This is a genomic window from Salipiger sp. PrR003, from assembly GCF_010500785.1.
Taxonomy (GTDB): Bacteria; Pseudomonadota; Alphaproteobacteria; order Rhodobacterales; family Rhodobacteraceae; genus Salipiger; species Salipiger pacificus_A.
Genome location: NZ_JAAGOV010000120.1, coordinates 1 through 25,973, shown reverse-complemented (window position 1 = coordinate 25,973; position 25,973 = coordinate 1). Strand labels below are relative to the sequence as shown.

Sequence of the window (25,973 nt, the reverse complement as noted above, 5' to 3'; positions counted from 1 at the left end):
GCACCAGGACAGGGTAGCTTTGCCAGCAAACTATGGCCAAAGAATGATTTGAGGGAGTTTGTGGTTTAATTGTCGACGGCCGTCCCGGCCTGCTGTTCGACGCGTGGGGGTTCCGCTGTCGCAAAATCTTCGGATCGGCTATCTCGTTCCCCAGTTCCCTGGGCAGACGCATATCTTCTTCTGGCGCGAGGTGCAGGCGCTCGAGGCCATGGGCCACGAGGTGCACCTTTTGTCGACGCGCGTGCCGCCCAGCGGGCTGATCGCGCACAGCTGGTCGAAGGACGCCATTGCCCGCACCACCTATCTTGGCGAGATTCGCCCCCTGGCAGCGGCGACCACGCTGGCCCGGCTGCTGCCGGGTCGGCTTGCGCGCGACCTCCTGCGCGAAGGGCCGGGCTTTGCCCGGGACACCGCGCTGACGCTCTCGGCCGCCGAGGCGCTGCGGGCCTACGCGCGGAGGCATGGGCTCGACCACGTCCACGTGCACAGCTGCGCCCGCGCCGCGCTGGTGGCCAATCTCGCGAAGAGGCTCGGCGGCGCGCCCTATTCGCTGACCCTGCATGGCCCGCTGTCGGATTACGGCCCTGGCCAGCGGGTGAAATGGCGCGAGGCCGCCTTTGCCACGGTGATCACCCGCAAGCTGACGGATGAGCTGCGCGCGGCGCTGGGGGACAACCTGCCGCAGCGCATGGTGATCCGCCCCATGGGGGTCGACACCGAGGAGCTGCGCCGCGACGCGCCCTATGTGCCGCCCGAGAAGGGCCGCCCGGTGCGGCTTTTCTCCTGCGGGCGGCTGAACGTTGTGAAGGGCCACCAGGACCTGATGTCGGCGATGCGCCAGCTGCTCGACCAGGGCGTCGACGTGCGGCTGGAAATCGCCGGCGAGGATGACGCCGGCGGCAGCGGCTACCGCGCCGAGCTCGAGGCACATCTGCGCAAGCTGCGGCTGCGCGACCACGTGAAGCTCTTGGGGGCGATCGACGCGGGGGCGGTGCGCGACAAGCTGCTCTCGGCGCATGTCTTCGTTCTGGCTTCCTGGCACGAACCGCTCGGCGTGGCCTACATGGAGGCCATGGCCTGCGGCGTGCCGGTGATCGGCACCGATGCGGGCGGGGTGCGCGAGCTGATCGACGATGGGCATTGCGGCAAGCTTGTGCCGCCAAAGGACCCGACGGCGCTGGCACGGGCGATCCGCGACCTGGCGCAGAACCCCGAGACCGCCCGCCGCCTTGGCGCGGCCGGACGGGAGCGGGTCGAACGTGACTTCCGCGCCAGCCTCGGCGCCGAGACACTGGTCGAGGAAATCCTGCGCGCGCGGCAGTAGCGGCAAAGACCATCCGGGGCCCTTGCGGCTCTTCTTGAAGAGAGTTGGGCCTCAGAGGCCGGCGGTGGGGAGTTCCGCCTCGGGCGTGTCCTCGAAGCCCAGAAGTTCGACGGCGTAGAGCGTGACCCGCCCGCGCGGCCCCGCCGCGAGCAGCCGCCCCGCCGCATCGTGCGAGAAGGTGTACTCCCCCAGCGCGCCCGGCAGCAGTGCCCGGTCCTCGCCGCCGCCCCCGTTGAGGTGATCGTCGCCGCCCTTGCCGATCAGCAGATCGTTCCCGGCCCCGCCAAGCAGCACATCGGGCAGCGCGCTGCCCTCCAGCGTCGCGCCCCCAGGCGCGGCGCGCAGGCGCAGCCCGTCGTCGAAGGTGCCCGGGGGGCGCTCTTCCCAGTCGGTGGGCGCCGCGGCGTTGTAGCTCATCAGCATGTCCCAGCGCGGGTTTGCGTCGTCGAGATGCCGCAGCGCCCCCCAGCTGCCCCATTGCGAGGCCGGGGCGACGTCGACAAAAGCATTGAAGAGCGTGCCATCCGCCGCCATCCAGCCATTCAGCAGCTGCTCGTAGAGCTTGGCCATCTCGGGGCTGTAGTTGAACTGCTCGAAAAATGCGGTGAGCCTCTCGTCCTGCAGCCGCTCGGCCTGCGCCGCCACATGGGTGCCGCCCTCGTACATCACCAGCCGCAGCCCGGCCTTGTCGGCAACCTCGGCGTGATAGGGCAGGATCTCGCCGGTCAGCTCCGCCAGCGAGCCCTCCTGCAGCGCGAGCGCCACCGGCAGCATCGCGGGATCAAAACGATGTTCCTTCACGTATTCGCGCAGGGCAACGCGGCGCAGCCCCTGCGCCTCGCCGTCCTCCTGCGCCTGCATCTCGGCGCGCGAGAGCCAGTCGTCCATCTGCCCCGCCATCTCCTCGCCCCCGAGCTCGTAGCCGAAGTAGCCCGCGACGGCGTAGGCGTCGAAGCTCTCCTGCGGCGCGCGCCCTAGCGCGAGATAGGCCAGCGGCGCCGTGAGGATCTGCTCCTCGAGACCCGGCCAGCCGGTGTGGGTCGAGATCACCCGGACAAGCCGCGCGCCGGCCTCTGCGCCGTAAACCTCGCTCCAGATGTCCATCACCTGCGCGGCGCGCAGCGCGTAGAACTGGATCCAGCCCGTCTCCGAGCGGCCCCAGCGCGCCTCGGCCTGCTGGGTCGCCCATTGCGCCTGCGGGAAGATGAAATTCCAGACCTCGTTGGAATATTCGACATAGGCCTTGAGCCCCGGATCGAGCCGCGCCTTCGCCAGCTCGGCGAAGCGGCGGACGTAGTCGTCATCGGCCATATGCGGCAAGACGAACCACGGATCGGCGCCGACCTCGTTGGCAAGGTCGATCATCACCTCGGGCGGCACACCCCAGGCGGTCCAGGTGGCATCGCTCATGCGGGGGCGGTCATCCCAGCGCTGCGCCGGGGAGCCATTGGTCATCATCCAGTCCATGAAGCGCAGGCTGCGCAGGTCGTGGATGCGCGCCAGCCAGTGCGGATTGAACAGCGCACCGGCTTCGAAGAGCGGCACCTGATCCTCGCGCACCACATGGATGTCGCGGATCGGGTCCTCGGGATCGATCGCCGAGATCGAGATGCCCACCGAGCCCTCGCCCGGCGCGTAGTCGAAGAGCGCGCGACCCTCGTCCATGCGCACACGGCTGGCGCGGCCGGTGAGCTGCAGATCGCCCTTGCCCTGCCAGGTCACCACGTAGGTGCCGCGCAGGTGCTGCGCGGCCTCGGGCTGATCGGTGAGCAGCAGGGCCTCCAGCCGCTCGACCCCCTCGGGGATGCGCAGCGGCCACCCATTCTCGTCCAACGCACCAAGGGCGCGGAGCGCGTCGATCTCCACCCCGCCCCACTGCCCCGGCAAGTGGCCAATCCAAGGCCGCGAGGATTTCATCAGGTCGACAAAGGGATGCTGGGTGGACCAGTCCGACAGGCCGTTGAGCCCCATGGCCAAGGCCGGGGCACCCTCGGGGCGGGCCCCGGCGTCGGGCAGTGCAAGCTCGGGGCGCGGCGGCAGCGACGTGTCTGCGGCCGGCTCGGCGGCACCCTGTTCGGGCGCTTCCAGCGCAGGCGTCACCGCCGCGGCCTTCTCGGGCAGCCCCTCCGAGACCACCTGCCAGACATGCGCGGCGATCTGCGGGTAGACGGCGGCGATCTCCCGGTCGATCTCGGGCGGCGGCGCATAGCCCTCGGGGGGCGGCGTGCCGTAAAGCGCGCTGTAGGTCACCATGGCGGCAAGGAAATAAAGCGAGGGCGTGCCATGCGGCGCATCGTCGACATAGAGCGCCTGCGCAGGCACGTCCTGCAGCGGCCCGCCCTCCTCGAGCAGCTCCGACAGGACCCGCGCCACCGGAATGAGCTGCACCGGCTGGCCGGGACGCGCCGCGCGCAGCTTTTCCAGCAGGTCATCGTACCAGACCCCATAGGCGCCGAGCGTGTAATCGTGGTAGCGCCGCATCCCCCGCGCCGAGGGCGGATAGTCCCCGGCGACCGAGGCCATGTCGGGCCAGCCCTCGTAAATCCAGAGCGGCGTGCCGGGGGCGTGCCCCTCGACCCAGTCGGCGACGGTGAGAATCGCATCCATCGGGCTGGTGCCCGAGGGGTTGTTGCCCGGATAGGGCGCGTCCGAGACCTGGTACTGCAGGAAGTTCGCCGGGGTGATCAGCACCGCGTCGAAGCCCGCATCGCCAAAGGCGCCCCGCCCCGGGTCCCAATGGTTACTCACCCCAGGGATCGTCCAGTTCGGCTCGGGTGGCAGGTTGTCGGAAAAGTCGCGCAGGAAACCCCATTGCCCGTCGAGCGACAGCCGCGCGCCATCTGCCTGCGCCAGCTGCGCGAGCCAGTAGGGCGTGTTGCTATGCGCCTCCTGCCCGAGGAAATGCACCAGCGAGTTGCCGAAGACATAGACCTCGCGCTCGGGGCTGCCGCCCTCCTGCGCCAGCGCTGCAAGGGGCCAGCCGGCAGCCAGCAATGCTGCCCTCAGAAAACGCCCGACCATGAAATTCCCCCGAAACAACCCTGAACCAAACGGCTTTCCCGGAACATATGGGCACGCGGTACGGTCACTCAAGCGGCACAAGGGTCGTGCTGCACTGCGGCGTAACTTTCCGGGCCTCTCGCGGTATTTGCGGTTTTCATTTCGCTGCCGCTGCGTATAGTCGCGGCCATGATGACCCTTGGCCATATCCCCGCTGCTGCACGTGCATTCCGCGCGCCGGTTGCGCTTGGCCTGCGTCTAGTCCTAATCCGCCTCTGAGCGCGCATCTCGGCGCGACCGCTCAGAGGAGGACCGTTTCGCGCCGGCGAACCCTTTCCAGGACGACGACTCAAGAGATCCGAAAAATGACAGACCAAGCCAAAGACCGCGTGTACATCTTCGACACGACCCTCCGTGACGGCGAGCAGTCGCCCGGCGCGACCATGACCCACGACGAGAAGCTCGAGATCGCCGAGCTGCTGGACGAGATGGGGGTCGACATCATCGAGGCGGGCTTCCCGATCGCCTCCGAGGGCGACTTCCGCGCCGTCTCGGAGATCGCCGAGCGCTCGAAGAACGCGGTGATCTGCGGCCTTGCCCGCGCGCAGCTCAACGACATCGACCGCTGCTGGGAGGCGGTGAAACACGCCAACCGCCCGCGCATCCACACCTTCATCGGCACCTCGCCGCTGCACCGTGCCATCCCCAACCTCACCATGGACGAGATGGCCGAGCGCATCCACCAGACGGTGACCCACGCGCGCAACCTCTGCGACAACGTGCAATGGTCGCCCATGGATGCGACCCGGACCGAGCATGACTATCTCTGCCGCGTGGTCGAGATCGCCATCAAGGCGGGCGCCACCACGATCAACATCCCCGACACCGTGGGCTACACCGCGCCGGTGGAATCGGCCGAGCTGATCCGCATGCTGATCGAAAAGGTGCCGGGCGCCGACGAGATCATCTTCGCGACCCACTGCCACAATGACCTCGGCATGGCGACGGCGAACAGCCTCGCCGCCGTCGAGGCCGGCGCGCGGCAGATCGAATGCACCATCAACGGCCTTGGCGAGCGGGCGGGCAACACCGCGCTCGAAGAGGTGGTGATGGCGCTCAAGGTGCGCGGCGACATCATGCCCTTCGAGACCAAGATCGACACCCGCAAGATCATGCACATCTCGCGCCGCGTCGCGACGGTCTCGGGCTTCCCGGTGCAGTTCAACAAGGCGATCGTCGGCAAGAACGCCTTTGCCCACGAGTCGGGCATCCACCAGGACGGCATGCTCAAGAACAAGGAAACCTTCGAGATCATGCGCCCCGAGGACGTGGGTCTCGCGGGCACCTCGCTGCCGCTCGGCAAGCACTCGGGCCGCGCCGCGCTCCGCGCCAAGCTCAAGGACCTCGGCGTCGACGTTGGTGACAACCAGCTCAAGGACATCTTCGTGCGGTTCAAGGACCTTGCCGACCGCAAGAAGGAGGTCTTCGACGAGGACATCCTCGCGCTGGTGACGGCGGCGATGACCGATGGCGCCGATCACCTCGAAATCGTCTCGCTCAAGGTCGTCTGCGGCACCGGCGGCCCGGCCGAGGCGACGCTCGAGATGGAAGTGGGCGGCGAAGAGAAGTCCTGTGTGATGGAAGGCGACGGCCCGGTTGACGCCACCTTCAAGGCAGTGCGGGCGCTCTATCCCAACGAGGCGCGGCTGCAGCTCTACCAGGTGAACGCGGTGACCGAGGGCACCGATGCGCAGGCGACCGTCTCGGTGCGCCTCGAAGAGGACGGCAAGATCGCCACGGGCCAGTCGGCGGATACCGATACGGTTTATGCGTCTGCCAAGGCCTATGTGAACGCGCTCAACCGACTGCACGTGCGCCGCAGCAAGACCGGCACCGACCAGAAGGAAATCAGCTACAAGGAATTTGGCTGAGTCCCCTGCAGCCATCGGCTGACAGGTCCCTGTCGTGACAGATCGAAGCCCGCTCCCTTTGGAGCGGGCTTTTTTCTGGCGGTTCGGCAACGGCGCGCGGGGACTTTCTGCGCAACGACCGGGCGCGCTGCGCTCAGGCGAAATGCCCGTCGAAGAGCACCGCATGCAGGGGCTGGCCGTGGTCACCTTGTCCGTCCGTAGCGGCGGGGTACTCGGGGCCGTGAGGCGACGCGGCCTCATGGGGATGGTCGATGTCGCCCTGCACCTTCCAGATGGCGTCTCCGTCGAAGAGCGCCCCATGCAGCGCCGCGTACTGGTTCTCGAGCAACATCAGCTCTTCCTGCGCCAGAGCCTCCTGCCCGTGCTGCACTGGGCTGCCCGCCGCGTCGTGGCTGGCGAAGTCGAAGCCCGGGGGCTCGTCCTCATCCGCCAACATTTCTTCGAGAAAGGCACGCCCGGCGTCGGAAGGCCCCGCGCCCTCGGCGCCCGTCGCGCCCTGCGGCGCGAAAGGATGCGGCACTGGGTCGCTCCGCGGGACATGTCCGCTGGATTCGAGCCCCATGTCCTCGAGCGGGCCATCGACGGAGAGCTGCATGATCTCGGGCAGGCGCTCCGCCCAGCCGATCCGCCAGCTTTCCGCGTAGCCCGCCTCGGCAGGCAGCGCCGCGGTCGCTTCGGACGCATGATGAGAGTCGAACCAATACCCGATGCTGATCACCGCGTTGCGCAGCCCGCGCACGCTCCCATCGGCCTCGCCGCGCAGCAGCGCCAGTTTCGATTTCCGGCCCTGCGCCTGAAGCGCCTGCTCATGGGCATGAGCGTGTTCGGCGAGCGCATCTTCGACCCGCGCCTCATCCAGCGCGTCACCCCGCGCCGCGATCGCCTCATACCCAAAGACCCCGGCCGCGATGCCGGCGTCGACGCGCGCCAGGTCCTGAGCCGCAAAATCGTAATGGGCGCCGTTGCCCATTCCCCAGGCCTGCCAGGACGACAGGCCGCGCTCCAGTGTCCGCTCCATGGGTCACCCTCATCCGCTTCGTTGCGATGCCGCCACATTCGCGCAAACGCGGGGCGGAAAGGGTGCGGAAGAATGGCGGGAAAACGGAGACTCCCGGCGTTTTTAGGAGAATGCGAGCAGGCGCCGCGCGACGGAGGGACTCAGCCCTCCTTGGCCTGAAGCTCCGCAAGGATCGCTGCCAGACCCACCCGCCAGTCCGGACGCGGCAGGCCGAAGGCGGCCTCGGTCGCGCTGTTGTCCATGCGCGAATTGGCCGGGCGCTTTGCCGGGGTCGGGAACTCGGAGGTCGGGATATCGACCACCTCGCAGGAGATCCCCGACTGGGCGAAGATCTCGCGGGCGAAGTCGGCCCAGCTCACGTCGGGGGCGCCCGAGAGGTGGTAGGTGCCCGACTTCTCCGGCGCCTCGATGAGCTGGCTCGCCGCGGCGAGGCAAAGCTCGGCGATGTCCGCCGCCGGGGTCGGCCCGCCGATCTGGTCGGCGACGATGGTCAGCCTGTCGCGTTCGGCGCCGAGCTTCAGCATGGTCTTCACGAAGTTCTTGCCGTGGGCCGAAACCACCCAGCTGGTGCGGATGATCGCATGCGGACCGCCCGCGGCGCGCACCGCCTCCTCGCCCGCCAGCTTGGTGCGGCCATAGGCGCCGAGCGGCGCGGTGGGCGCATCCGGCACAAACGGCTGATCGCCGGTGCCGTCGAAAACGTAATCGGTCGAGATGTGGATGAAGGGGATGCCGAGGTCCGCACAGGCCTGCGCCATGGCGCCCGGCGCCTCGCCGTTGACCCGCGCGGCGGTGATCTCGTCGCTCTCTGCCTGGTCGACGGCGGTATAGGCGGCGGCGTTGATCACCACGTCGGGGGCCTCGGCCCGCACCGCCTCGGCGCAATCGGCCGGATCGGTAAGGTCGACGTCCTCGCGGGACAGTGAGACGACGGGGGCGCGGCGCTCGATCTCGCGCGCGACTTGCCCCGTCGATCCGAACATTAGAATTCGCATGATCTACCCGTGTCTTGAATATCTAGGAAATGCTGTCCCGGCGGCTCAGAGCATCGCCGGCACGACCTGATCCGGCGGGCGGTGCCCGTCGGCGAAGGTCTTGACGTTGATGATCACCTTCTCGCCCATCTCGATGCGCCCCTCGAGCGTCGCCGAGCCCATGTGCGGCAGCATCGCGACGTTCGGCATGTTCACCAGCTCGGGGTTGCCCTTGATCTTGTGCTGGTACACGTCGAGCCCGGCACCGCCCAGCTCGCCCGCCTTGAGCATCCGGGTCAGCGCCGATTCGTCGATCACCTCGCCGCGCGAGGTGTTGATCAGCACCGCCGAGGGCTTCATCAGCCGCAGCCGGCGGGCGTTGAGCAGGTGGAAGGTCGAGGGGGTGTGCGGACAGTTGACCGAGACCACATCCATCCGCGCCACCATCTGGTCGAGACTCTCCCAATAGGTCGCCTCGAGCGCCTCCTCGGTCTCTTCTCGCAGGCGGCGGCGGTTGTGGTAGTGGATCTGCATGCCGAAGGCCGAGGCGCGCCGCGCCACCGCCTGGCCGATCCGCCCCATCCCGAGAATGCCGAGCCGTTTGCCGCCAAGCCGCGTGCCGAGGAAGGCGGTCGGCGCCCAGCCGGCCCAGTTGCCCTCCTGCATCGTGGCGAGCCCCTCCTGCATGCGGCGCATCACCGCCAGCATGAGCCCCATCACCATATCGGCGGTATCGTCGGTCATCACCCCCGGCGTGTTCGACACCATGATGCCCCGCGCCCGGGCGGTTTCCACGTCGATGTGATCGACGCCCGCGCCATAATTGGCGATCAGCTTGAGTCGCGGTCCGGCCTGGGCGATCAGCCCGGCGTCGATCTGGTCGGTCAGAGTCGGCACCAGGACGTCGGCCTCGGCCATAGCCGCGGTCAATTCCGCGCGAGTCATCGCGAGGTCGTCGGTGCGCAATTTGACGTTGAAAAGCTCGCTCAGGCGGGTTTCCACCACCTCCGGCAAACGTCGCGTCACGACAACAGTCAGGCGTTTCTGCGGCATTCCGGTCAGGGCCTCCCTTTCCTTACGCTCTTTGCTTTGGCACACTGTCGCAAGCATGCACGGGGCACAAGAACCCCGGCGTAAAATCTCGAGCAGGACAGACACGATGGTCAGGACTTCTGTGTTGGCGGGGCTGCTTGCCGCCCTGCTCTGCGGCACGGCCGCGCAGGCGGCCGAAGAGCGCGGGCCGGTCACCAACCTTCCGTTGCCGCGCTACGTGTCGCTGAAGACCAACGAGGGCAACGCCCGGCGCGGCCCCTCGCTCACCCACCGCATCGACTGGGTCTACACCCGGCGGGACATGCCGCTCGAGATCATCGCCGAATATGGCCATTGGCGCCGGGTGCGCGACAAGGACGGCATGGGCGGCTGGATCCATTACGCGCTGCTGTCGGGGGTGCGCACGGTGCTTGTCGAGCAGGACATGCTCGAGCTGCACCTGCGCCCCGATCCGGACGCCCCGGTCGAGGCCAAGCTGGCGGTCGGGGTGATCGCCCATCTCGAGCATTGCGAGAAGGACTGGTGCGAACTGTCCGCCGGCGGCTACGACGGTTGGGCGCCGAAGTCCGCGGTTTGGGGCGTCAAGGCGGACGAGATTCTCGAATAGCCCTGCTCAGGGCTGCCAGCGGTAGAGCACGTCAAAAGGTTCTTCGCCCACGGCCTCGAAACCGCAGGCGCGGTAGAAGCGGTTCGCCGGGCTGCCCTTGAGCGCCATGAGCCGGATCGGCACGCCCGCCGCCCGCGCGTCGTCCTGCAACTCCGTGATGACCCTGCGGCCAAGTCCGAGGCCGCGCGCTTGCGCGGCAAGGTAGAGATGGTCGAGATAGTGCCCCTCCGGCCGCCGGCGCAGGACGAAAAAGCCGGCAAGCTGATCGCCCTGCAGCAGAACCACCGTCTCCGCCGGATCAAAGCTGTCGAGGAACCGCCGCCGCACGCGCAGCGGGTCGTAGCGCCCCAGCGCCTCGAGGCTCGGGCGCATGGCCTCGGCCCGCAGCTCGGCGAGCTGAGGCGCGTCCGAAGGCGAGGCGATACGGCGCGTGATCTGCATGTGGTCCGGTCCTCTTGCGAAAGGTGCCTTTCCATAGCGGCGCGGCGCGGGCACGCAAACGGCAAACCGCCGCTTTCGGGCCCTCTGCCGGAGATGCGGCGCCGCCCGTCCCGCGCTGACGAGTCGCTGCGCCGTCGCGACGGGCCAGCTGTGCCCCGGGCAGGACCGCTCCTGCCGCGCCGCGCCATTGGACAAGCCGGCGATTGCGGGATAACACGCGGGCATCTCAAGATCAGGGATCCCCATGTCCGAAACCCCTTCCGACATCGCCCGCAGGGTGCTGGCCACCGAGACCGAGGCGCTGGTCCGGCTATCCGACGAACTGCCCGCGGAGTTCGACGCCGTGGTCTCTCTGTTGCTGAACATCCGTGGCCGGGTCATCGTCTCCGGCATGGGAAAGTCCGGCCATGTTGCCGCGAAGATTGCCGCCACGCTGGCCTCGACCGGCACCCCGGCGCAATTCGTCCACCCCGGCGAGGCCAGCCATGGCGATCTTGGCATGATCACCTCGGCGGATGCGGTGATCCTGATCTCCAATTCCGGCGAGACCCGAGAGCTGGCTGACATGATCGGCTACTGCGCACGCTTCTCGATTCCAATGATCGCCATCACCAAGCGCGCAGAGAGCACGCTGGCGACCGCCTCCGATCACATCCTGCTGCTGCCCGACGCCCCCGAGGCCTGCGCCATCGGCATGGCGCCCACTACGTCGACGACGCTCTGCATGGCGCTCGGCGACGCGCTGGCCGTGGCGCTGATGAGCAACCGCGGCTTCGGCCGCGACAGCTATGCACATTTCCACCCCGGCGGCTCGCTCGGCGCGGCGCTGCTGCGGGTCTCGGCGGTGATGCACAAGGGCGACGAGCTGCCCGTGGTCAGCCCGACCACCCCGATGAGCGAGGCGCTGGTGGTCATGTCGCAGAAAGGCTTCGGCGTCGCGGCGGTGGTCACCGAGGGCCGCGTCGCGGGCATCATCACCGACGGCGACCTGCGCCGCAACATGGAGGGGCTGCTCGAGCGCCGCGCGGGCGAGGTTGCCACGCCCGGCCCGCTGGTCACCCAACCCGACACCCTGCTTACGGAGGCACTCGGCGTGCTCAACGCGAAGAAACGGACGGTCCTTCTGGTGGTCGACGAGGCCGAGCGCCTCGTCGGGCTGCTGCACATCCACGACGCGCTGCGGGCAGGTGTGGCATGAGCGCGGTCATCTTCATCCCCGCCCGCTACGCCTCGTCCCGCTACCCGGGCAAGCCGCTGGTCGAGCTCGCCGGTGCCACCGGCGAGAAGAAGAGCCTGATCCAGCGCGCCTGGGAGGCCGCCCTGACCGTCGAGGGCGTCTCGGCGGTTTACGTGCTGACCGATGACGACCGCATCGCCGAGGCGGCCCGCGGCTTCGGCGCCGAGGTGCTGATGACCTCCTCCGAGGCCCGCAACGGCACCGAGCGCTGTGCCGAGGGTGTGGCGCAACTGGACGGCGCGCCGGAGATTGTTATCAACCTGCAGGGCGACGCACCGCTGACCCCGCCGTGGTTCATCGAGGCGCTGATCGCCGCGATGCACGATCGGTCGGTCGAGATGGCCACCCCGGTGCTGAAGACCGACCCGGAGACCCTGGCCAACTTCGTCACCGACCGCCACGCCGGCCGCGTCGGCGGCACCACCGCGGTGATGCGCCACGACGGCACCGCGCTCTACTTTTCGAAAGAGGTGCTGCCCTACGTCGGCAACCTCGAAACACCGCCCGAGGTCTGGCACCATGTCGGCGTCTACGGCTACCGCCCCGGCGCGCTGCGCCGCTACGCCGCCTGGAACGAGGGCCCGCTCGAGCGCGCCGAGGGGCTCGAGCAACTGCGCTTCCTCGAGAACGGAACGCCGGTCACCTGCGTGCCCGTCGAGGCGCGGGGCCGGGTGTTCTGGGAGCTCAACAACCCCGTCGACGTGGCCCGTATCGAGGCCGTTCTGAAGAAGGAAGGCATCGCATGACCGCCCAGGAACCCGTCCGGAGTCCCGCCATGAAACCCGTCGCCGTCAAATCCGTCACCTTCGCCAATGACGCGCCACTGGCGCTGATCGCCGGGCCGTGCCAGCTGGAAAGCCTCGAGCATGCGCGCATGCTGGCCGAAAAGATCGCCGCCGCCGCCGAGGCCGCGCGCACCCCGTGGGTGTTCAAGGGCAGCTTCGACAAGGCCAACCGCTCCTCGCTCTCGGGCAAGCGCGGCATCGGCATGGAGGCGGGGCTGTCGATCCTGTCGCAGATCGGCGCCGAGTTCGGCGTGCCGGTGCTCACCGACATCCACACCGCCGAGCAATGCAGCGCGGTGGCGCAGGCCGTGGACATCCTGCAGATCCCCGCGTTTCTGTCGCGCCAGACCGACCTTTTGCTGGCGGCGGGCGAGACCGGTGCGGCGATCAACGTGAAAAAGGGCCAGTTCCTAGCACCTTGGGACATGGCGAACGTGGCGGACAAGATCGCCAGCACCGGCAACGAGCGGCTGCTGCTGTGCGAGCGCGGCGCGAGCTTCGGCTACAACATGCTGGTCTCGGACATGCGCGCGCTGCCGATCATGGCGGAAACCGGCTACCCGGTGGTCTTCGATGCCACCCATTCGGTGCAGCTGCCGGGCGGACAGGGGACGTCGTCGGGAGGCCAGCGGCAATACGTGCCGACGCTGGCCCGCGCCGCCGTGGCCGTGGGCTGCGCGGCGGTCTTCATCGAAACCCACGAGGATCCGGACAACGCCCCCTCGGACGGGCCGAACATGGTACCCGTGGACCGGCTCGGCGCGCTGCTGACGACGCTGCGCGCGCTCGACGAGGTGGCAAAAGGGGCGTAAGCGCCCCGCCCTCTCTGCTAGCGGAAGAGCTGCAGCACAAGCGGCGCGATGAGCCCGGTCAGCACCGCGTTCATCCCCATGCCAATCCCGGCAAAGGCCCCGGCCGTCGGATGCACCTGCAGCGCCCGCGCGGTGCCGACGCCATGCGCGGCAACCCCGGTGGCAAAGCCCCGCCCGCGCCAGTCGCGCAGCCCCAGCGCGTTCAGCATCGGCGTCACGGCGATCGCCCCGATCATCCCGGTCAACAGCACCAGCACCGCGGTCATCGACGGATCGCCGCCGAGCTTTTCCGAGATGCCGATTGCCACCGGCGCAGTCGCCGACTTTGGTGCCAGCGAAGCCAGAAGCCCGAAGTCGGCCCCCAGCATCCAGGCCAGCCCCAGCGCCGAGACCACGGCGGTCAGCGAGCCTGCCAGCAGCGCCAGCGCCATGGGCAGCGCCGCCTTGCGCACGCGGCGCAGGTTGGCATGCAGCGGCAGCGCCAGCGAGACCGTCGCCGGGCCGAGCATGAAGTGGACGAACTGCGCGCCCTCGAAATAGGTCTCATAGGGCGTGCCCGTCGCCAGCAGCAGCGCCCCCAGTGCGATCACCGACAGCAGCACCGGGTTGAACCAGGGCTTGCCATGCGAAAGACGGAAGATGCGGTCGCCGATCCAATAGGCGACCAGCGTGGCGGTGAGCCAGAGAAGCGGCCCGCTCTCGAGATAGGACCAGATCAGCAGCGGGTCGGTCATGCCTCCTCCTCCTCCTCGTCGACGTTGCCGGTGCGCCGCGCCACGTGCTCGAAGGTCAGCGCCCCGACGCAGATCGCCAGAAGCGTCGAGCCGATCAGCGACACGCCGATCGCCAGCGCGTGGGCCGAGAGCTCGGACAGGCGCGCCACTGCCCCCACGCCCACCGGCACGAAGAGCAGCGAGAGGTTCTGCAGCAGGAAGCTCGCCACCGGCCGGGTGAGCGCGAGGAGCCGCTCCGACAGCGCCATGCCAACGACCAGCGCCACCATGGCAAGCACCGGGCCAGGCAGCGGCAGGCCGAAGATGCGCGAGATCACCTCGCCGCAGAGCTGGAAGAGCAGAAGGACGATGATACCGGAGACGATGGCGGGCATGGGCGGACCTCTTTGCGGTGGAGCTTTCCGCAACCTGCGTCTGCCGCGAAGCCAAGTCGAGAGGCCGCGGTCGACGCGCGCCCGAAACCCGCGCGCCTTACATGCTTCGCCCCCGGCACCCCCAGCATCCCGCCTCGGAGAGCGGCGCCCTGCCTTTATGGTTTCCAGACCCGAAATCCCAAGGACGTCCACCCAGCGGATGGGGGCTGAGACCCCCTCTTCCAGTTCCAGCGCGCCCATGGGGCGCGGTGGCAGAGATCACAACCCGGGCGGCATAAAACGAAAAAGGCCACCCGCGACGGGTGGCCTTTTCTCTTGTCCGGCCGTCGGAGCGCGCTCCGGAAAGACCGTGGTGCCGCTGAAGGGACTCGAACCCCCGACCCCATCATTACGAATTATCGACACTTAGATTTGCGCGACTTTGTCAGGCCATGTTCGAGCTTGCGTGAGATGGGTAACATATTGATCTGTATAGCGTATTGTTCACTGTGCGGGATGGATCGAGTTTGCGGCGATATGCGCCGGCTTGTTCCGATCTGGTTCCGCCATGGTTCCGCGGATCGCAACCACAGGAGAACAAATATGCCCAAGATCACCAAAACTGCCATCGACGCGATGTCACCGGACGCCTCTCGCGACACCTACCTTTGGGACAGTGCGCTGGCCGGATTCGGGGTCCGGATGATGCCCACTGGCAGGGCCAGTTTCATTCTCAAGTATCGCACCCGTAGCGGAGCAGCTCGCAAGATGGTTATCGCCCGCGTCGGCACGATCACTCCCGACGAAGCTCGTAAGGAGGCCATCAAGTCTCTGGCGGAAGTTGCCAAGGGTGGAGACCCGTCCAGCGATCGTAAGGCCGCGCGCAAAAACATGAAGCTGGCCGAGCTGGCAGACCTGTATGTTGCCGACATGAAGGACGGCTGGAAGGAAAACACCTATCTCGCCAACACCAGCCAGATTGAGACCCATATCAAGCCCCTCCTGGGGCAGCGTGACGCTGTCTCGATCAACTACTCCGATGTCACAAAGATGCAGGCTGACATCGCTGCTGGAAAGACTGCCAAGAAACGCAAGGGGCGCGGCGGCGTGACGACCGGAGGCAAGGGCGTGGCTAGCCGCGCTGTCGTTATCTTGGGCGCAGTTCTCAACCATGGTATTCGCCACGATATCCTAACCCGCAATGTCGCTGATGGCGTGAAGAGGGAAGCCGCCCGCAAGCGAACCCGGTTCCTCTCTTTCGACGAATTGAGGACCTTGGGCCGCATCTTTGACGACAGTCCCGCGGAACCCACATCTGGTCTCAATGCAATCCGCTTTCTGCTGCTGACCGGTTTTCGCCGCAACGAAGGCCTCACGCTCAAGGGGCAGTATTGCATGCCCGAGAAAGGTACCATTTCTCTTCGCGACACCAAGACTGGGGCGCAAGTGCGCGCTGTCGGGAAGGTCGCCTTCGAAGGTCTGTTGGTTGACAAGGAGGACTGGGTGTTCCCCGCAGAGCGTGGCAAGGGACACTTTGTCGGGCTTCCGAAATGCTTGGATCGCATTTGCACGGAGGCGGGCATTCAGGGTGTCTCAGCACACACCCTGCGGCATACCTTCGCTTCGGTCGCGGCAACCCTCGGATACTCCGAGCTGACCATCGCTGGCCTTCTTGGGCATGCGGCGGGGAGTGTCACCGCAGGTTACGCGCATGTGGCCGATGCCGCTCTCGTCTCTGCCGCGAACCACGTATCGGATGTCATCGCACGCGCCCTAGCGGGAGATGATATCGAAGGCGAGCTCTTCCCTGCCTGAGCGCCTAAAGCCCTCACCCATGCCGGGATACACGCATTCCGCGGGGAACAGGGGGAACAAGGGGAGCAGCATTGATATTTAAAGAATAATCCCTGTTCCCCACATCAAGTCGACTTGGGGAACAGGGGGAACAGCTAGGCATGGTTGTGCGGCGCGATTCGCATGTTGATACAGCTTTTGCACTGGCCCCGCCGAACACCAGATGTAGCAATGAATCTGCTAAGAGTCCGCAGATATAGAAAAATTTATCTTGACTCGCGCTTTGACCTGTGACTCCACGAATGCTACTCTGAGTGCAGCAAAGAATCATCCAGCGCCCAGATGGAGAAGTAAAATGTCAACCCTCGAAACAGACCTGAAGCAACTTGGAGTAGACCTTGCTTCGCGTGAGGAAGATGTTTTCCCTGCATTTGGCGTGCATGCCGCGCAAGCGCAGACATTTCTTGCCTTTTCCGCCTATGGTGAATTTACTCCCATAAAGGTTGGATCTGGAACAAGAATTGCAAATGCCGACTTGGAACGAAATAAACGATGAGATCGAGCATCTAGGAACTCCGGATGCATGCGACCAAGTTCGCAAGAGATACCTTCAGGAACTCGAGGCGCTGACGGGTCGAACCGTCATTGCCTATTACTCCGGCTTCCTACAGAAGCGGCAGGCAAGCGGTCTAGCCCATCCGGAAGCGTCGATCACAGACTTGGACATGAACGGCCTGATGGCCGTTGTTCACAACATTGATCGAACTCGCGGCCTCGATCTGATTATCCACACCCCCGGCGGCGGCATTGAAGCCACACGCGCAATGGTCGAGTACATCTACGCAATGTTCCCCGACCGCAACCTTCGGGCAATTATCCCCCATATGGCCATGTCGGCCGGAACGATGATCGCGTGCGGCGCCAAGACAATCGTCATGGGAAAGCACTCGTGCCTGGGTCCGACCGACCCTCACATCAAGGGCGCTCCGGCCATGGGCATCATGGCAGAAGTAGAAGATGCTGTTGAGCAAATCCGGAAGGACCCGCTCAAGCAAGTCGTCTATCAGCAGGTATTCGCAAAGTATCCTCCAGCCTTTATCGGGGACTGCGAGCGCGCCGTGGTCATCAGTAGGAGCATGGTCGCCGAATGGCTGCGGGAAAATATGCTGAAAGGTCAGATTGATGCTGTCGCTCGCGCGGACGCAATCGTCCAACATCTGACCGACTACAAAGGCGTCTCGTCCCACAGCCACCACTTCCTGATGTCGGACTGCAAAGCTATGGGATTGAACATCGAGGTGCTCGAGGCTGACCAAGCCCTTCAAGAAGCTGTCCTCACCGTTCACCACTCCTTTGTAGCGACCTTCACACGAACCAACGTCATCAAGATCATGCAGAATGCGCACCACGGAATATGGACCATCGACGTGTAGCGAAGTTCTTCAAGGGTTACCCTGTCCTGCTTGGACTTGATGGTGGCACCGGCCACGTTGGCACAAGATCGCGGGCGTCTGAATGATGGAATCAACCCACTAGGATCGGTTTTACTCACCCCGATAATATGGGATGAACACCTGAAGTGGGGTTTATCGTGCTTCGCTGGGGAAGCTCGGATCGCGAATTGGTAAAGCCGGACCGCAGTTCGAAGGGTCTACCTTCCAACGCCTAGAGCTGAAAAGACGACGGCCAGCACCACCATGGCAACGAGAGCGATGATGGCCATGGCCTTCATGCTTTCCTGGTCATCCTTGTCGACCACCATCGACGCGCCACACTTCGGGCACGGCTTGCTCATGTTCTTGAACTGGCGCTGCGACTTCCAATCACAACTGGAGCAGCGGCCGCGAACAATGGTCTTGTTGATGGACATATAGATCACCGGGAATCGACTTGAGAACAGCGCAAGTCTACAAGTTTCGGCTCAACCTGCATCACGGACCTGGCGGGCTTCATGGATTTCGTCGCGGCGAATTCCGAGGTCTGCGGCGGTGACCCTATTGTTGTCACCTTCAACGATTGACGGGTTGCCCGTAGCCACAAGGCGTAACGATGGGCGTGACGCCCAAACCCACAAGATATGGTGTCCATCCATCCCCATACCTGCCCAGCAGTCAGGTTTTGCTAGCCGAAATTTCGCAAGGTCTCCTAAAGATTGAGGATCCGCTCGATACTTTGGAGCCAAGGGTGTCGGTTGAAGCGACACCCGACGCCATCCGTCGGATGAAGAGTTCGGTGCAGTGTACCCACATCTTAGGGGAGGAACGTTTCATTCCCCCCTCCAAAGCAGGGGACCCTAGAACAGGGCTCCTAGAGGGTCGTATTTCCCGACACCCCCTGCGACCAGCGCGTGGAAGCTCCCTGGGGTGAGGCGGCTCGATGTCGGCCCTTCCGCCGAGCAGCTGCTCGAGCAGTACCGCCTCTGATGCTTCTGCGGCTGGAACGTCTTCCCGCAATGCTCGCGGGCCCGCGGCCGATCCCGGCGCTTCGACGTGTTGTAGGCTGACGTACACCTCTGACTGCAGTACAGCACCCCGCGCCGGGTTGACCGAAGGATGGGGTCTCCGCAGTTGATGCACGTCCTGCCCTTCGCCTGTTCCTCCCGCGCCTGGTGATCGAGCCCTTTGTGGGCCGCGCGGGCGCATTCGATGCTGCTATGTTTCTGATCAGGGGGCGCACTGTCCGGCAGAGGCTCTTTGCACTGCCGGCAGCGAAGGGTGTCAGGTCCGGCCCGGACTCCGGTTATATGGTGCCTCGGTGAAGCCGAGCGCACAATCTTTTTGCAACAATTCGCGAAAGCATTTTGGCATGCGTCGCGTTCAGATTGAAGGTCTCTCGCTTTCTGAAGCAGCGTCGTGCCGCTGACTATAGAATCAGAGGGACAGAATGAAGAAAGTTGTTTTTGCAGGTCTCCTTGCGTTGGTTACGGCAGGGTGTGCAGGAAGAGTAATCGAGACCACGGTGCCGTTCGACCCGAACGAAGTCTCATTCATTGATCAACGCGGCGCAGCTGATATCGAAGGACAGGCATTCTTCCGTCAGCAAGGCGGTGGCGTCGTAACTTGCGCCGGGGAGCAGGTCACTTTGATCCCCGCTGGCAAATATGCCACGGAACGGATGACCCAAATCTACGGAAGCGTGAGTGGCGGTCGCATTTCGGTGTTCCAGGGCGCGAGCCAGGAAAACCTACCTCCTCAATACATCTCGATGGTGCGGTCTTCGATGTGCGATGCTGAAGGCGATTTCAGCTTCGCCAACGTCGCCAACGGGGATTACTACGTCACCACGAAAGTCCTTTGGACGGTCGGGAATAGCTACATCCCAGAGGGCGGTGCTCTCGCTCGCCGCGTATCCATCCGCAACGGACAAGATGCGCGAGTGCTTCTCAACTAACGAAGAAAACAAGGGGGCCCTGTCCCAGGGCCCCACCAAGCCAAAAGACATCGAACCCGCAGTGCTCATACCGAGTTCGGCCGCTAGACCTAAGATAACGGCTTGATGCGCCTTGGCATCAACTCGCGGCGTAGTAAAGTTCTTCGAATCGGGACCTCGCGCAGGCTCGAGACGCGAGTGTAGAACGGAGTAGTGCGTGCATCTTTGTTTCGTCGACGAAAGCGGGACCCCGCCTTCCAAGCCCAATTCCAGATCGCCCTATTTCACCCTCGGCGCGATAATCATCGAAGCGACCGATTGGCGGGGCGTTGCAAATGATGTGCAAGGCTTCTGCACGTCGAACTCGATTTTGGGAGAACTGAAGTGGCGCTACTTTTCTCCGCACAATCGGGACAAAGACAATCCGATGCTTACGCGATCTCCCGAAGAACGGAAGGCGCTGAGCACGACGCTGGCAAACATCATCGCAAGCTCTCCGGTCACGGTCATCGCGACGGTAACGGACGTCGCCGCGGCATTCGATTATGGAACCGTGAGCAATCAACAAGAGCTTTACCACTTTGCCTACAAGCCCCTCTCTGAGCGCTTTCAGTATTATCTGCAGGACAAGAAGAGCTTGGGCGTCGTGATCGCCGACCATCGAGGGAGAGACAATGACAGGCTGTTCAGGGCGCACCATGACGGCCTGACGGGCGGAACGCGTTCGAGCACTATCTCGAAGTACAACCGCTTCATCGAGGGCCTCTTCTTGCAGGACTCCTGTCACTCCATCGGCATCCAGTTGGCGGATTTTGTCGCCGGCGCAATCCACCGTGCCTATTCTACGGAAGACGGACGTCTGGCGGCAGTCCTGAAGCCGAAAGTCCGCAAGAGGCCAGACGGCTCGATCAAAGGCCACGGCATCGTTCATCACCCGAAAGACAAATTCCGCCCGGGCCTGTGTAGATCACGTTGAAAGAAGGAGACGCCGGGCGGGGCCGGAGCCCCGACGCCATAGATGTCAGGCTCCCGTGCGTAACTCACATATAGCGTCGAAGACGACTCTTGCCAACCTCGTTCTCTTGACTCTCGAATATTTTCATGCAGGAGGGCGACTCATCTTGACACCAGAGGTGAACTTAAAATCGACATCTTGGATTGAGGCCTGATTTCGAGACAGCTCTTACGCAGCCGTGGCGACGCTGAACGTGGCCACCGCGCCACCAGCCGAACCAAAAGCCAGCACAAGTGAAGCTGGCGCATCAGCGCAGTCGCCTCGCTCTCCGCATTCTGCGTTGCGCGGACAGTTTCCGAATTATCAATCATCCCACTCACTGTCTACCGTCCAGCCACCTTGCTCCCAGTGCGGCGCAATACTGAAGCTCCACTCCTATCCGGTAAGTCGGGCACCGATAGCTCGTAGCTTTGCCAAGCGGATCGGCCTCTGGCCGTTCTTTTGCATTGCGCCTGCCGCACTCCATACCGGCTCGCCAGGGCCGTCATACACGATCTCGGCTTCTTCAGGCGACACCACCTTCAGCACCACGAGCCGATCACACGTCGCGTATAGCGACACGCTCTGGCCGCCGGTCATCTTGATCTGCACATCTCGACCATCGGCGTCCACGGCGTCATGTCCAGGGTGTGAACTAGGGTAGAGAGTGAGACCGAGAGCTTCGGCGGCAACCACCTCGCCGATCGATCCAACGAGATGGCCATCCGGCGTGAACTTGCGGCCGGGATAGGCGGCGGAGAGGGCCTCGACGGCGCGGTAGATGTCGGCGACCGGCGCAGGGAGTTTAACTCTCATCAGAACCAACGTCGGGCATCGCGATCGATTCCTGTTCTCGGTCACTTTGTAGTCCAATCGCGGGAACTGCCTTCAGATCGACCCCGGTGGGCCAATATGCGTTCAGTATGGTGGAAACGACCGGTGAGCCGAGTGATGCCGCAATTGCGACCCACAAGGCGAGGACAGCAAGTTTGTGGCTGCGCGCCGAAGCAGTCTCGACAGATCTTCGATGTTTGGCATCATTGAGTAAAGCGGTTGCCTCAAGCATTCCCTCCTCGGTTAGGTATGGGAATGCGCCATTCTCGTCGTGCTCTGACCACCATTCGGGTTTGGACCTCTTACTGGGAAACCGAACTTCTAGCAGACGAAGCTTCTCTATGATGACGCTGGTGTCGATGCTTTGAGTTTCCGTGTAGTTCCACGCCGCGGCAAAGTTATGCTCATCATAGGCGTTACGACGAAGATTTTGATATCCTTGATCATCGCCTTCTTGGCTAAGCTTGCGTGCCTCCTCCAGGGCGACCGCAAGTGTCACTTGAATTTCCTCCTGTTCCTCTCGACAGGCCTTGGCTGCCGCTTCGAGCTTCGTCAGAGTTTCGCTGGAGAGTTCTTTCATTTCTATCTCGTTAAGGTGCCAACTACGCCATCATAGCCCCAGCATGCGCAGACCGGTTTAGCGCATTCAATCCCAGAGGATGCCGCAAGAAGAAGGCAAACGATGAACGATTGGCGCGGCCGCCTCCGCCTCCCTTGGGCGCCTGGGCTGCGCTTTCCACAGCCTTGCCCCGCAGGGACACCTGTCGCCGGATGGTCGACCTGCTTCGGCTTGCCCATGACGAAGCCTGCGAGACCGAGCTCGCGGGGATGATCGCCAGCGTCCTTGACGAGGGCCTCTCGCCCGAGGCCCGGGCCATGAAGCCGAAGCTGGTACCGCGGCGGCGCGAACTGCCGGGAGACCACACCTGTCACCCTGACCGACCTCGCCAGCTTCGACGCCCTGCTGGAGGGCCGGGCATGACCGCGCCCGTGCCGCGCCCCGTCGACGTGCATGCGCTGCCCGCCATGCTCACTGCGCTGCGCCTCCCCAGCATCCGGCGGCACTTGCCCGCGCTGGCCGGGCGTGCCGATGCCGAGGGTTGGCCCGCGTCCCGCATTCTTGCTACCTTGGCGAGATCGCCGACCGTGACGCACGGCGCATCCCGCGCCACCTGCGCGAGTTCGGGCTGGCCGGGGGAAAGACGCTCGCAACCTTCGACTTCAAGGCCTTGGCAGGCGTCCCAAGGGCCCGCATCGAGGCGCTCGCCGCCGGGGGCTGGGTCGAAACCGGCGCCAACCTGATCGCCATCGGCAATTCCGGCGCCGGGAAGACGCATGTCCTCTGCGCGATCGGACATGCGTTGGTCGAAGCCGGGCGGCGGGTCCTCTACACCCGCACCACTGATATGGTGCAGCGCCTCCAGGCCGCCCGACGCGACCTCGCCCTCGAGGCTTCTCTGGCAAAGCTCGACAAGTTCGACCTGACCATTCTCGACGACATCACCTACGCGCAGAAGGATCGGGCCTAGAGCTCCGTGCTCTTCGAACTCATCGCCCGGCGCTACGAGACCAAGAGCCTCGCGACCGCCGCCAATCAGCCCTTCAGTGCCTGGGGCAGCGTCATTCCAGACCAGGCTGTCACCGTTGCCGCGATCGACAGGCTGGTCCACCTCGCGACCATCCTGGAGATGAATGGGGACAGCTAACCCCGGCGAGCTGCAGCCTCCCGACAATCACCCGTGGCTGTCGCTCCGCCGACAGTCTCCAGCGACAAGCTCGAGGAGGAAACCGCACAGTAACATCAACGAACAACGCAGCGGTCAAAACCGGCCAATTTGGTTGTCGGTAGCGGCCAAGGAGGTTGACGCTCTACACGGGGTCCTCGAGGAAGACGCGGTGCTCACGCAGGGCGTGATCAAGGCATGCTCTGGTCAGCTACGCAATGACAGCACAATTCCAAGCACACCGAGTACCACCGAAATAGCAGCAAGCCAGGCAGATACCCGCACCATAGGATCGCGGACGGTCAGGAACCAAGCCAAAGTTCTAAGCCAGCCGCACTTGGTCACCTCTAGTCGGTACACTGTATTGGCCGTCACGCCTAGAGCATCGCGAAGGTCTCTATCTAGCCTGATCCGGTCTGCCGGTTCCTTCGGCCCGAGGCCAAGCACTGCAGCGTGAATAAATGCTCCATCATCACAGCGCATTATCCTCACAATCTGGAAGCGCTTGGCCTTGTCTCGCCGCTTATGGTGAAGGGCCACTCGGCTCAGGCCAGAGTGTTTCAGGTGCATTTCATGAACCCGAAACTTATGGCAGCAATCTTCACGCATAATAAGCCCGCTCATTTTCGCGTCTGCTCCAGTGCCGCGCCCGGCCCGATCGCAACCCGACCGTCGTCAAGGGCATCGACCTGGTCAATCATCTTCTTCCCCGAGGGCTAGCAGCCGTCCATGCTTCGCCGCATAGGAATTCCAGACCGTGCGAGCCGCATCCACCGCGTGATCGCCTCCTTTTCGCCAAAGATGGCTGCGAAGTTCGGACCACTCAGAGATAGCCTCCATTCGCGGATCTGTGCGAGCATCGCTGATGAAGTCACCTGCCGGATCGTCCGTGACTTCTGCAATAGCCAAGTATTCAGCGAATGTTTGGCCGCTCTTTCGGCGCAGCCTCACCCCCGCCCCCCCGCCGTTCTCGGGGATGAACTCGACCCCCGCGGCTTCGAGGGCGGCAACCATGGCAGAAATCGCCTTTGCGGCAGGATATGGGCTTCCCGAACCTTCTGCGCGCTTCACAGTCATCGATGAGACCCCAGCCACCTCGGCAAGAGCAGCTTGGGACATATTGCATAGGCCTCGGGCGGCTCTCAGCTGAGCGGCCAGCACAATTTTCTCATGTTCCAATTTAGAACATTCCTTATGTTCTCTTTTGGAACATTACCATCACCCGGGAGACCCCACAATGCCACGCAACCGCGTTTTGGCAGCCGATACCGGCTTGCCTGCCGAAACCCTTCTCGAAATCTACGACTGCCTGATCCTGGCGCTCGATGCCACGGACGGCAACCAGCCCAAGCGCTGGCAGATGCCCGAGGCGCGCAGCTACCTGCGCAGCGCCCTGCGCGATACCCGCCGCCTTCTTGGCGAGGTGAGCGCATGAGCAGCACTCGCCTCGGCGATGATCGGGGGCTGCACCTGCCCGGCGCCCCGCTCGTCCTCGATGCCCGCAGCGTCATTGTGGTGCCCACTGAGCGGGCCTCGACTGAGCTAGCGCCACTGTTCCCCACCGATGACCTACCGCTCTTAACGGGAAGACTGGTGATCGGAACGATGAAAAAGCGCCGCGCACCACACCATGCCGAATTGAACCGAGCCCGGCTCAAGCTGGCTCGACTTTGCGTCGATCGCGCACTTACCGCTTCTAGGGAGTTCGAAGTATGAACGATACCACGCTTTCCAGTGATGCCATGCTGAACATGCGTCAGTGCATCGCCCTTGTTTCCATGAGCGCTTCGGCCCTTCGCCAGATCGGCAGTGATCAGCGCAGCCAGGCCAAGGCTCTTATCGACCTCCGCGAGATCATGAACCTTGCAGCCACCTTAGGAGAACAAGTGCTGGACGAAGCCGATCTAGCTAAGTCGGGTGAGAGGAGGTGCGGCGCTCAGGATTAGCGACGTACAGGACAGCCCCGGGGAGGCCCGGGTTGCGAGGGGCCGCCGCGGTTCAACGGCCTGACCAAGTTCAACGATGCGGTGAGGACATCCGTCTTGATCGACAATTGTGAGTAAAACGCAAAATGACTTGCGCTATTGGTTATTCTGAGTAAAACTCACAATGGACGAGCAAGGTAAGAAATATGGCGAAGCTACCGGCGATCATCGATCTAATCTCCAAGCACGACACCAGGTCGGTGGCGACAATCAGCAACTACGCACGCGTGCTACGCGATCACGGTCTGTTGCCGAAGGGTAAGCGTGGTCGTGGAGCGCCAGATATCCACCCGCTCGAGGTCGCCGATCTGGTTTTGGGGTTGGCAGGCGCTTTCGACGCGGTGAACGCACCTCATGCGACTAGGGTGCTACGCGCCGCCAAGCTAGCGCATATCCGCAGACATAATGGCGACGTTGAAGACGCCATGTCCGAACTTCGCCACTGGACAATCGCTGAGAGCTGCGAGGACTTCGGATTTCTTCTAGCAAGCATCCTGACCGATGAACCTCGGCGCAATGACTCTTCGCCAGACATCCCCGGCGTCATGAATATGCACGTGACGATCCACGAAGTCGAACCGGGCAAGGCATACGGCAGCGCTGAAGTCTACCTCGACAACGGAGAACACAGCTTCTTCCTTCATTTTCAGACACACTCCACTGAAGAGGAATTCCGTCAGCTGATCGCTGAACTAGGAAGCGATGGCTTCGCATCCAAGGCATGGTCCAGGTCAACCAGCATCAACATCGACTTCTTCTATGACGCCAGTCGATGCCTTCTCGGCATCTCAGACGCCGACCAGGAACCCGAAATCGATCCTGCGCCAGATTGACGGACACCGCGGGCATTTGCGCGAATATGTGGATAACCTCACCTCGCCGCTTCGCGCTCTCCCGCTGATCGGCGATAATGCGAGGCTGTTGATTTCCACCCAGAACTGATGGGGTGGATACCCCCTCCCGACGGCATCGCAATGTGCCAAGGTGATGTGGGTCACATCACA

Annotated in this window: 27 protein-coding genes and 1 pseudogene; 16 read left to right on the top strand and 12 right to left on the bottom strand. The window is 64.1% G+C overall.

What is annotated here, in order from left to right:
- Nucleotides 1–115: 115 nt before the first annotated feature.
- Complete coding sequence (gene epsE / locus G0D83_RS30960) at nt 116–1,324, top strand: exopolysaccharide biosynthesis GT4 family glycosyltransferase EpsE (RefSeq protein ID WP_164198685.1); 1,209 nt, start codon at nt 116–118, stop codon at nt 1,322–1,324.
- 51 nt (nt 1,325–1,375) lie between these two features.
- On the opposite strand, the gene G0D83_RS30955 is transcribed toward epsE, so the two are convergent.
- On the bottom strand, nt 1,376–4,345 hold the full coding sequence (locus G0D83_RS30955) for a calcium-binding protein (protein WP_164198554.1): 2,970 nt from the start codon (nt 4,343–4,345) through the stop codon (nt 1,376–1,378).
- 344 nt (nt 4,346–4,689) lie between these two features.
- On the opposite strand from G0D83_RS30955, the gene G0D83_RS30950 reads away from it, so the two are divergent.
- The gene (locus G0D83_RS30950; protein WP_164198553.1) at nt 4,690–6,255 is read left to right on the top strand and encodes a 2-isopropylmalate synthase; all 1,566 of its coding nucleotides are present in this window, start codon (nt 4,690–4,692) and stop codon (nt 6,253–6,255) included.
- A 133-nt stretch (nt 6,256–6,388) separates the two neighbouring features.
- Here G0D83_RS30950 and G0D83_RS30945 read toward each other — a convergent pair whose 3' ends face one another.
- The 3 genes from G0D83_RS30945 to G0D83_RS30935 all read right to left on the bottom strand — a co-directional run bounded on the left by G0D83_RS30945 (nt 6,389) and on the right by G0D83_RS30935 (nt 9,300).
- On the bottom strand, nt 6,389–7,273 hold the full coding sequence (locus G0D83_RS30945) for a hypothetical protein (protein ID WP_164198552.1): 885 nt from the start codon (nt 7,271–7,273) through the stop codon (nt 6,389–6,391).
- 140 nt (nt 7,274–7,413) lie between these two features.
- Nucleotides 7,414–8,268 carry a dTDP-4-dehydrorhamnose reductase gene (rfbD, locus tag G0D83_RS30940; RefSeq protein ID WP_164198551.1) on the bottom strand — a complete coding sequence of 285 codons (855 nt, stop codon included), beginning with the start codon at nt 8,266–8,268 and terminating at the stop codon, nt 7,414–7,416.
- 45 nt (nt 8,269–8,313) lie between these two features.
- Nucleotides 8,314–9,300 (bottom strand): D-glycerate dehydrogenase, encoded by a 987-nt coding sequence (locus G0D83_RS30935; protein WP_095881881.1) that lies wholly within the window; start codon nt 9,298–9,300, stop codon nt 8,314–8,316.
- 106 nt (nt 9,301–9,406) lie between these two features.
- Here G0D83_RS30935 and G0D83_RS30930 point away from each other — a divergent pair, with 106 nt between their 5' ends.
- Entirely contained in the window at nt 9,407–9,907 is a 501-nt protein-coding gene (locus G0D83_RS30930; RefSeq protein ID WP_108964157.1) for an SH3 domain-containing protein, read from the top strand.
- A 6-nt stretch (nt 9,908–9,913) separates the two neighbouring features.
- On the opposite strand, the gene G0D83_RS30925 is transcribed toward G0D83_RS30930, so the two are convergent.
- The gene (locus G0D83_RS30925; protein WP_203595698.1) at nt 9,914–10,348 is read right to left on the bottom strand and encodes a GNAT family N-acetyltransferase; all 435 of its coding nucleotides are present in this window, start codon (nt 10,346–10,348) and stop codon (nt 9,914–9,916) included.
- Between the two features lie 244 nt (nt 10,349–10,592).
- Here G0D83_RS30925 and G0D83_RS30920 point away from each other — a divergent pair, with 244 nt between their 5' ends.
- Genes G0D83_RS30920 through kdsA form a run of 3 tightly spaced genes read left to right on the top strand, consistent with a single transcriptional unit; the run spans nt 10,593 to nt 13,182 of the window.
- Nucleotides 10,593–11,546 carry an SIS domain-containing protein gene (locus G0D83_RS30920; protein WP_108964158.1) on the top strand — a complete coding sequence of 318 codons (954 nt, stop codon included), beginning with the start codon at nt 10,593–10,595 and terminating at the stop codon, nt 11,544–11,546.
- Nucleotides 11,543–12,331, top strand: a complete 789-nt coding sequence (locus tag G0D83_RS30915; protein ID WP_164198550.1) for a 3-deoxy-manno-octulosonate cytidylyltransferase — start codon at nt 11,543–11,545, stop codon at nt 12,329–12,331. Before G0D83_RS30920 ends, G0D83_RS30915 begins: the two co-directional genes overlap by 4 nt.
- Nucleotides 12,332–12,360: 29 nt before the next feature.
- Nucleotides 12,361–13,182 (top strand): 3-deoxy-8-phosphooctulonate synthase, encoded by an 822-nt coding sequence (gene kdsA, locus G0D83_RS30910; RefSeq protein WP_108967436.1) that lies wholly within the window; start codon nt 12,361–12,363, stop codon nt 13,180–13,182.
- A 17-nt stretch (nt 13,183–13,199) separates the two neighbouring features.
- Here kdsA and G0D83_RS30905 read toward each other — a convergent pair whose 3' ends face one another.
- Together G0D83_RS30905 and G0D83_RS30900 are read right to left on the bottom strand one after the other, a co-directional pair.
- Nucleotides 13,200–13,916, bottom strand: coding sequence for an LrgB family protein (locus G0D83_RS30905; RefSeq protein ID WP_108964160.1), 717 nt, complete (start codon nt 13,914–13,916; stop codon nt 13,200–13,202).
- The gene (locus tag G0D83_RS30900) at nt 13,913–14,290 is read right to left on the bottom strand and encodes a CidA/LrgA family protein (protein WP_203595697.1); all 378 of its coding nucleotides are present in this window, start codon (nt 14,288–14,290) and stop codon (nt 13,913–13,915) included. The genes G0D83_RS30905 and G0D83_RS30900 overlap by 4 nt, the downstream gene beginning before the upstream one ends.
- A gap of 582 nt (nt 14,291–14,872) precedes the next feature.
- On the opposite strand from G0D83_RS30900, the gene G0D83_RS30895 reads away from it, so the two are divergent.
- The 3 genes from G0D83_RS30895 (at nt 14,873) to G0D83_RS30885 (ending at nt 17,496) form a co-directional block, all read left to right on the top strand.
- Nucleotides 14,873–16,084 (top strand): site-specific integrase, encoded by a 1,212-nt coding sequence (locus G0D83_RS30895; protein WP_164198549.1) that lies wholly within the window; start codon nt 14,873–14,875, stop codon nt 16,082–16,084.
- 334 nt (nt 16,085–16,418) lie between these two features.
- Nucleotides 16,419–16,619 carry a hypothetical protein gene (locus G0D83_RS30890; protein ID WP_164198548.1) on the top strand — a complete coding sequence of 67 codons (201 nt, stop codon included), beginning with the start codon at nt 16,419–16,421 and terminating at the stop codon, nt 16,617–16,619.
- Nucleotides 16,591–17,496 carry a S49 family peptidase gene (locus G0D83_RS30885; protein ID WP_235958232.1) on the top strand — a complete coding sequence of 302 codons (906 nt, stop codon included), beginning with the start codon at nt 16,591–16,593 and terminating at the stop codon, nt 17,494–17,496. The genes G0D83_RS30890 and G0D83_RS30885 overlap by 29 nt, the downstream gene beginning before the upstream one ends.
- A 218-nt stretch (nt 17,497–17,714) precedes the next feature.
- On the opposite strand, the gene G0D83_RS30880 is transcribed toward G0D83_RS30885, so the two are convergent.
- On the bottom strand, nt 17,715–17,933 hold the full coding sequence (locus G0D83_RS30880; RefSeq protein ID WP_164198547.1) for a hypothetical protein: 219 nt from the start codon (nt 17,931–17,933) through the stop codon (nt 17,715–17,717).
- 1,013 nt (nt 17,934–18,946) lie between these two features.
- Between G0D83_RS30880 and G0D83_RS30875 the strand changes: the two genes are divergently transcribed.
- Together G0D83_RS30875 and G0D83_RS30870 are read left to right on the top strand one after the other, a co-directional pair.
- On the top strand, nt 18,947–19,453 hold the full coding sequence (locus tag G0D83_RS30875; RefSeq protein ID WP_164198546.1) for a carboxypeptidase regulatory-like domain-containing protein: 507 nt from the start codon (nt 18,947–18,949) through the stop codon (nt 19,451–19,453).
- A 196-nt stretch (nt 19,454–19,649) separates the two neighbouring features.
- Nucleotides 19,650–20,408, top strand: a complete 759-nt coding sequence (locus G0D83_RS30870) for a DUF3800 domain-containing protein (RefSeq protein WP_164198545.1) — start codon at nt 19,650–19,652, stop codon at nt 20,406–20,408.
- Nucleotides 20,409–20,822: 414 nt separating this feature from the next.
- Here G0D83_RS30870 and G0D83_RS30865 read toward each other — a convergent pair whose 3' ends face one another.
- Both G0D83_RS30865 and G0D83_RS30860 read right to left on the bottom strand, forming a co-directional pair.
- Complete coding sequence (locus tag G0D83_RS30865) at nt 20,823–21,242, bottom strand: hypothetical protein (protein WP_164198544.1); 420 nt, start codon at nt 21,240–21,242, stop codon at nt 20,823–20,825.
- On the bottom strand, nt 21,232–21,840 hold the full coding sequence (locus G0D83_RS30860) for a hypothetical protein (RefSeq protein WP_164198543.1): 609 nt from the start codon (nt 21,838–21,840) through the stop codon (nt 21,232–21,234). Before G0D83_RS30860 ends, G0D83_RS30865 begins: the two co-directional genes overlap by 11 nt.
- Before the next feature lie 520 nt (nt 21,841–22,360).
- Here G0D83_RS30860 and istB point away from each other — a divergent pair.
- Nucleotides 22,361–22,966 (top strand): annotated as a pseudogene (istB, locus tag G0D83_RS30855) (IS21-like element helper ATPase IstB).
- 225 nt (nt 22,967–23,191) lie between these two features.
- Here istB and G0D83_RS30850 read toward each other — a convergent pair.
- Both G0D83_RS30850 and G0D83_RS30845 read right to left on the bottom strand, forming a co-directional pair.
- Complete coding sequence (locus G0D83_RS30850; protein ID WP_164198542.1) at nt 23,192–23,608, bottom strand: hypothetical protein; 417 nt, start codon at nt 23,606–23,608, stop codon at nt 23,192–23,194.
- Nucleotides 23,609–23,677: 69 nt separating this feature from the next.
- Nucleotides 23,678–24,145, bottom strand: coding sequence for a helix-turn-helix domain-containing protein (locus G0D83_RS30845; protein WP_370457374.1), 468 nt, complete (start codon nt 24,143–24,145; stop codon nt 23,678–23,680).
- Nucleotides 24,146–24,221: 76 nt separating this feature from the next.
- Here G0D83_RS30845 and G0D83_RS30840 point away from each other — a divergent pair, with 76 nt between their 5' ends.
- From G0D83_RS30840 to G0D83_RS30825, 4 genes are all read left to right on the top strand, one after another.
- Nucleotides 24,222–24,419 carry a hypothetical protein gene (locus G0D83_RS30840; RefSeq protein WP_164198541.1) on the top strand — a complete coding sequence of 66 codons (198 nt, stop codon included), beginning with the start codon at nt 24,222–24,224 and terminating at the stop codon, nt 24,417–24,419.
- Complete coding sequence (locus tag G0D83_RS30835; RefSeq protein ID WP_164198540.1) at nt 24,416–24,700, top strand: hypothetical protein; 285 nt, start codon at nt 24,416–24,418, stop codon at nt 24,698–24,700. Before G0D83_RS30840 ends, G0D83_RS30835 begins: the two co-directional genes overlap by 4 nt.
- Nucleotides 24,697–24,930, top strand: coding sequence for a hypothetical protein (locus G0D83_RS30830; RefSeq protein ID WP_164198539.1), 234 nt, complete (start codon nt 24,697–24,699; stop codon nt 24,928–24,930). Before G0D83_RS30835 ends, G0D83_RS30830 begins: the two co-directional genes overlap by 4 nt.
- Before the next feature lie 185 nt (nt 24,931–25,115).
- The gene (locus G0D83_RS30825; RefSeq protein WP_164198538.1) at nt 25,116–25,802 is read left to right on the top strand and encodes a hypothetical protein; all 687 of its coding nucleotides are present in this window, start codon (nt 25,116–25,118) and stop codon (nt 25,800–25,802) included.
- Nucleotides 25,803–25,973: the final 171 nt, after the last annotated feature.

Coding starts and splice junctions, on each gene's coding strand:
- G0D83_RS30955 (WP_164198554.1), bottom strand. CDS start 4,345: ATGGTCGGGCGTTTTCTGAGGGCAGCATTGCTGGCTGCCGGCTGGCCC.
- G0D83_RS30875 (WP_164198546.1), top strand. CDS start 18,947: ATGAAGAAAGTTGTTTTTGCAGGTCTCCTTGCGTTGGTTACGGCAGGG.
- G0D83_RS30900 (WP_203595697.1), bottom strand. CDS start 14,290: ATGCCCGCCATCGTCTCCGGTATCATCGTCCTTCTGCTCTTCCAGCTC.
- G0D83_RS30905 (WP_108964160.1), bottom strand. CDS start 13,916: ATGACCGACCCGCTGCTGATCTGGTCCTATCTCGAGAGCGGGCCGCTT.
- G0D83_RS30835 (WP_164198540.1), top strand. CDS start 24,416: ATGAGCAGCACTCGCCTCGGCGATGATCGGGGGCTGCACCTGCCCGGC.
- kdsA (WP_108967436.1), top strand. CDS start 12,361: ATGAAACCCGTCGCCGTCAAATCCGTCACCTTCGCCAATGACGCGCCA.
- G0D83_RS30880 (WP_164198547.1), bottom strand. CDS start 17,933: ATGTCCATCAACAAGACCATTGTTCGCGGCCGCTGCTCCAGTTGTGAT.
- G0D83_RS30945 (WP_164198552.1), bottom strand. CDS start 7,273: ATGGAGCGGACACTGGAGCGCGGCCTGTCGTCCTGGCAGGCCTGGGGA.
- G0D83_RS30825 (WP_164198538.1), top strand. CDS start 25,116: ATGGCGAAGCTACCGGCGATCATCGATCTAATCTCCAAGCACGACACC.
- G0D83_RS30920 (WP_108964158.1), top strand. CDS start 10,593: ATGTCCGAAACCCCTTCCGACATCGCCCGCAGGGTGCTGGCCACCGAG.
- G0D83_RS30850 (WP_164198542.1), bottom strand. CDS start 23,608: ATGAGCGGGCTTATTATGCGTGAAGATTGCTGCCATAAGTTTCGGGTT.
- G0D83_RS30950 (WP_164198553.1), top strand. CDS start 4,690: ATGACAGACCAAGCCAAAGACCGCGTGTACATCTTCGACACGACCCTC.
- G0D83_RS30895 (WP_164198549.1), top strand. CDS start 14,873: ATGCCCAAGATCACCAAAACTGCCATCGACGCGATGTCACCGGACGCC.
- G0D83_RS30865 (WP_164198544.1), bottom strand. CDS start 21,242: ATGAGAGTTAAACTCCCTGCGCCGGTCGCCGACATCTACCGCGCCGTC.
- G0D83_RS30935 (WP_095881881.1), bottom strand. CDS start 9,300: ATGCCGCAGAAACGCCTGACTGTTGTCGTGACGCGACGTTTGCCGGAG.
- G0D83_RS30925 (WP_203595698.1), bottom strand. CDS start 10,348: ATGCAGATCACGCGCCGTATCGCCTCGCCTTCGGACGCGCCTCAGCTC.
- G0D83_RS30830 (WP_164198539.1), top strand. CDS start 24,697: ATGAACGATACCACGCTTTCCAGTGATGCCATGCTGAACATGCGTCAG.
- G0D83_RS30840 (WP_164198541.1), top strand. CDS start 24,222: ATGCCACGCAACCGCGTTTTGGCAGCCGATACCGGCTTGCCTGCCGAA.
- G0D83_RS30915 (WP_164198550.1), top strand. CDS start 11,543: ATGAGCGCGGTCATCTTCATCCCCGCCCGCTACGCCTCGTCCCGCTAC.
- G0D83_RS30890 (WP_164198548.1), top strand. CDS start 16,419: ATGTCAACCCTCGAAACAGACCTGAAGCAACTTGGAGTAGACCTTGCT.
- G0D83_RS30885 (WP_235958232.1), top strand. CDS start 16,591: ATGCCGACTTGGAACGAAATAAACGATGAGATCGAGCATCTAGGAACT.
- G0D83_RS30930 (WP_108964157.1), top strand. CDS start 9,407: ATGGTCAGGACTTCTGTGTTGGCGGGGCTGCTTGCCGCCCTGCTCTGC.
- G0D83_RS30860 (WP_164198543.1), bottom strand. CDS start 21,840: ATGAAAGAACTCTCCAGCGAAACTCTGACGAAGCTCGAAGCGGCAGCC.
- rfbD (WP_164198551.1), bottom strand. CDS start 8,268: ATGCGAATTCTAATGTTCGGATCGACGGGGCAAGTCGCGCGCGAGATC.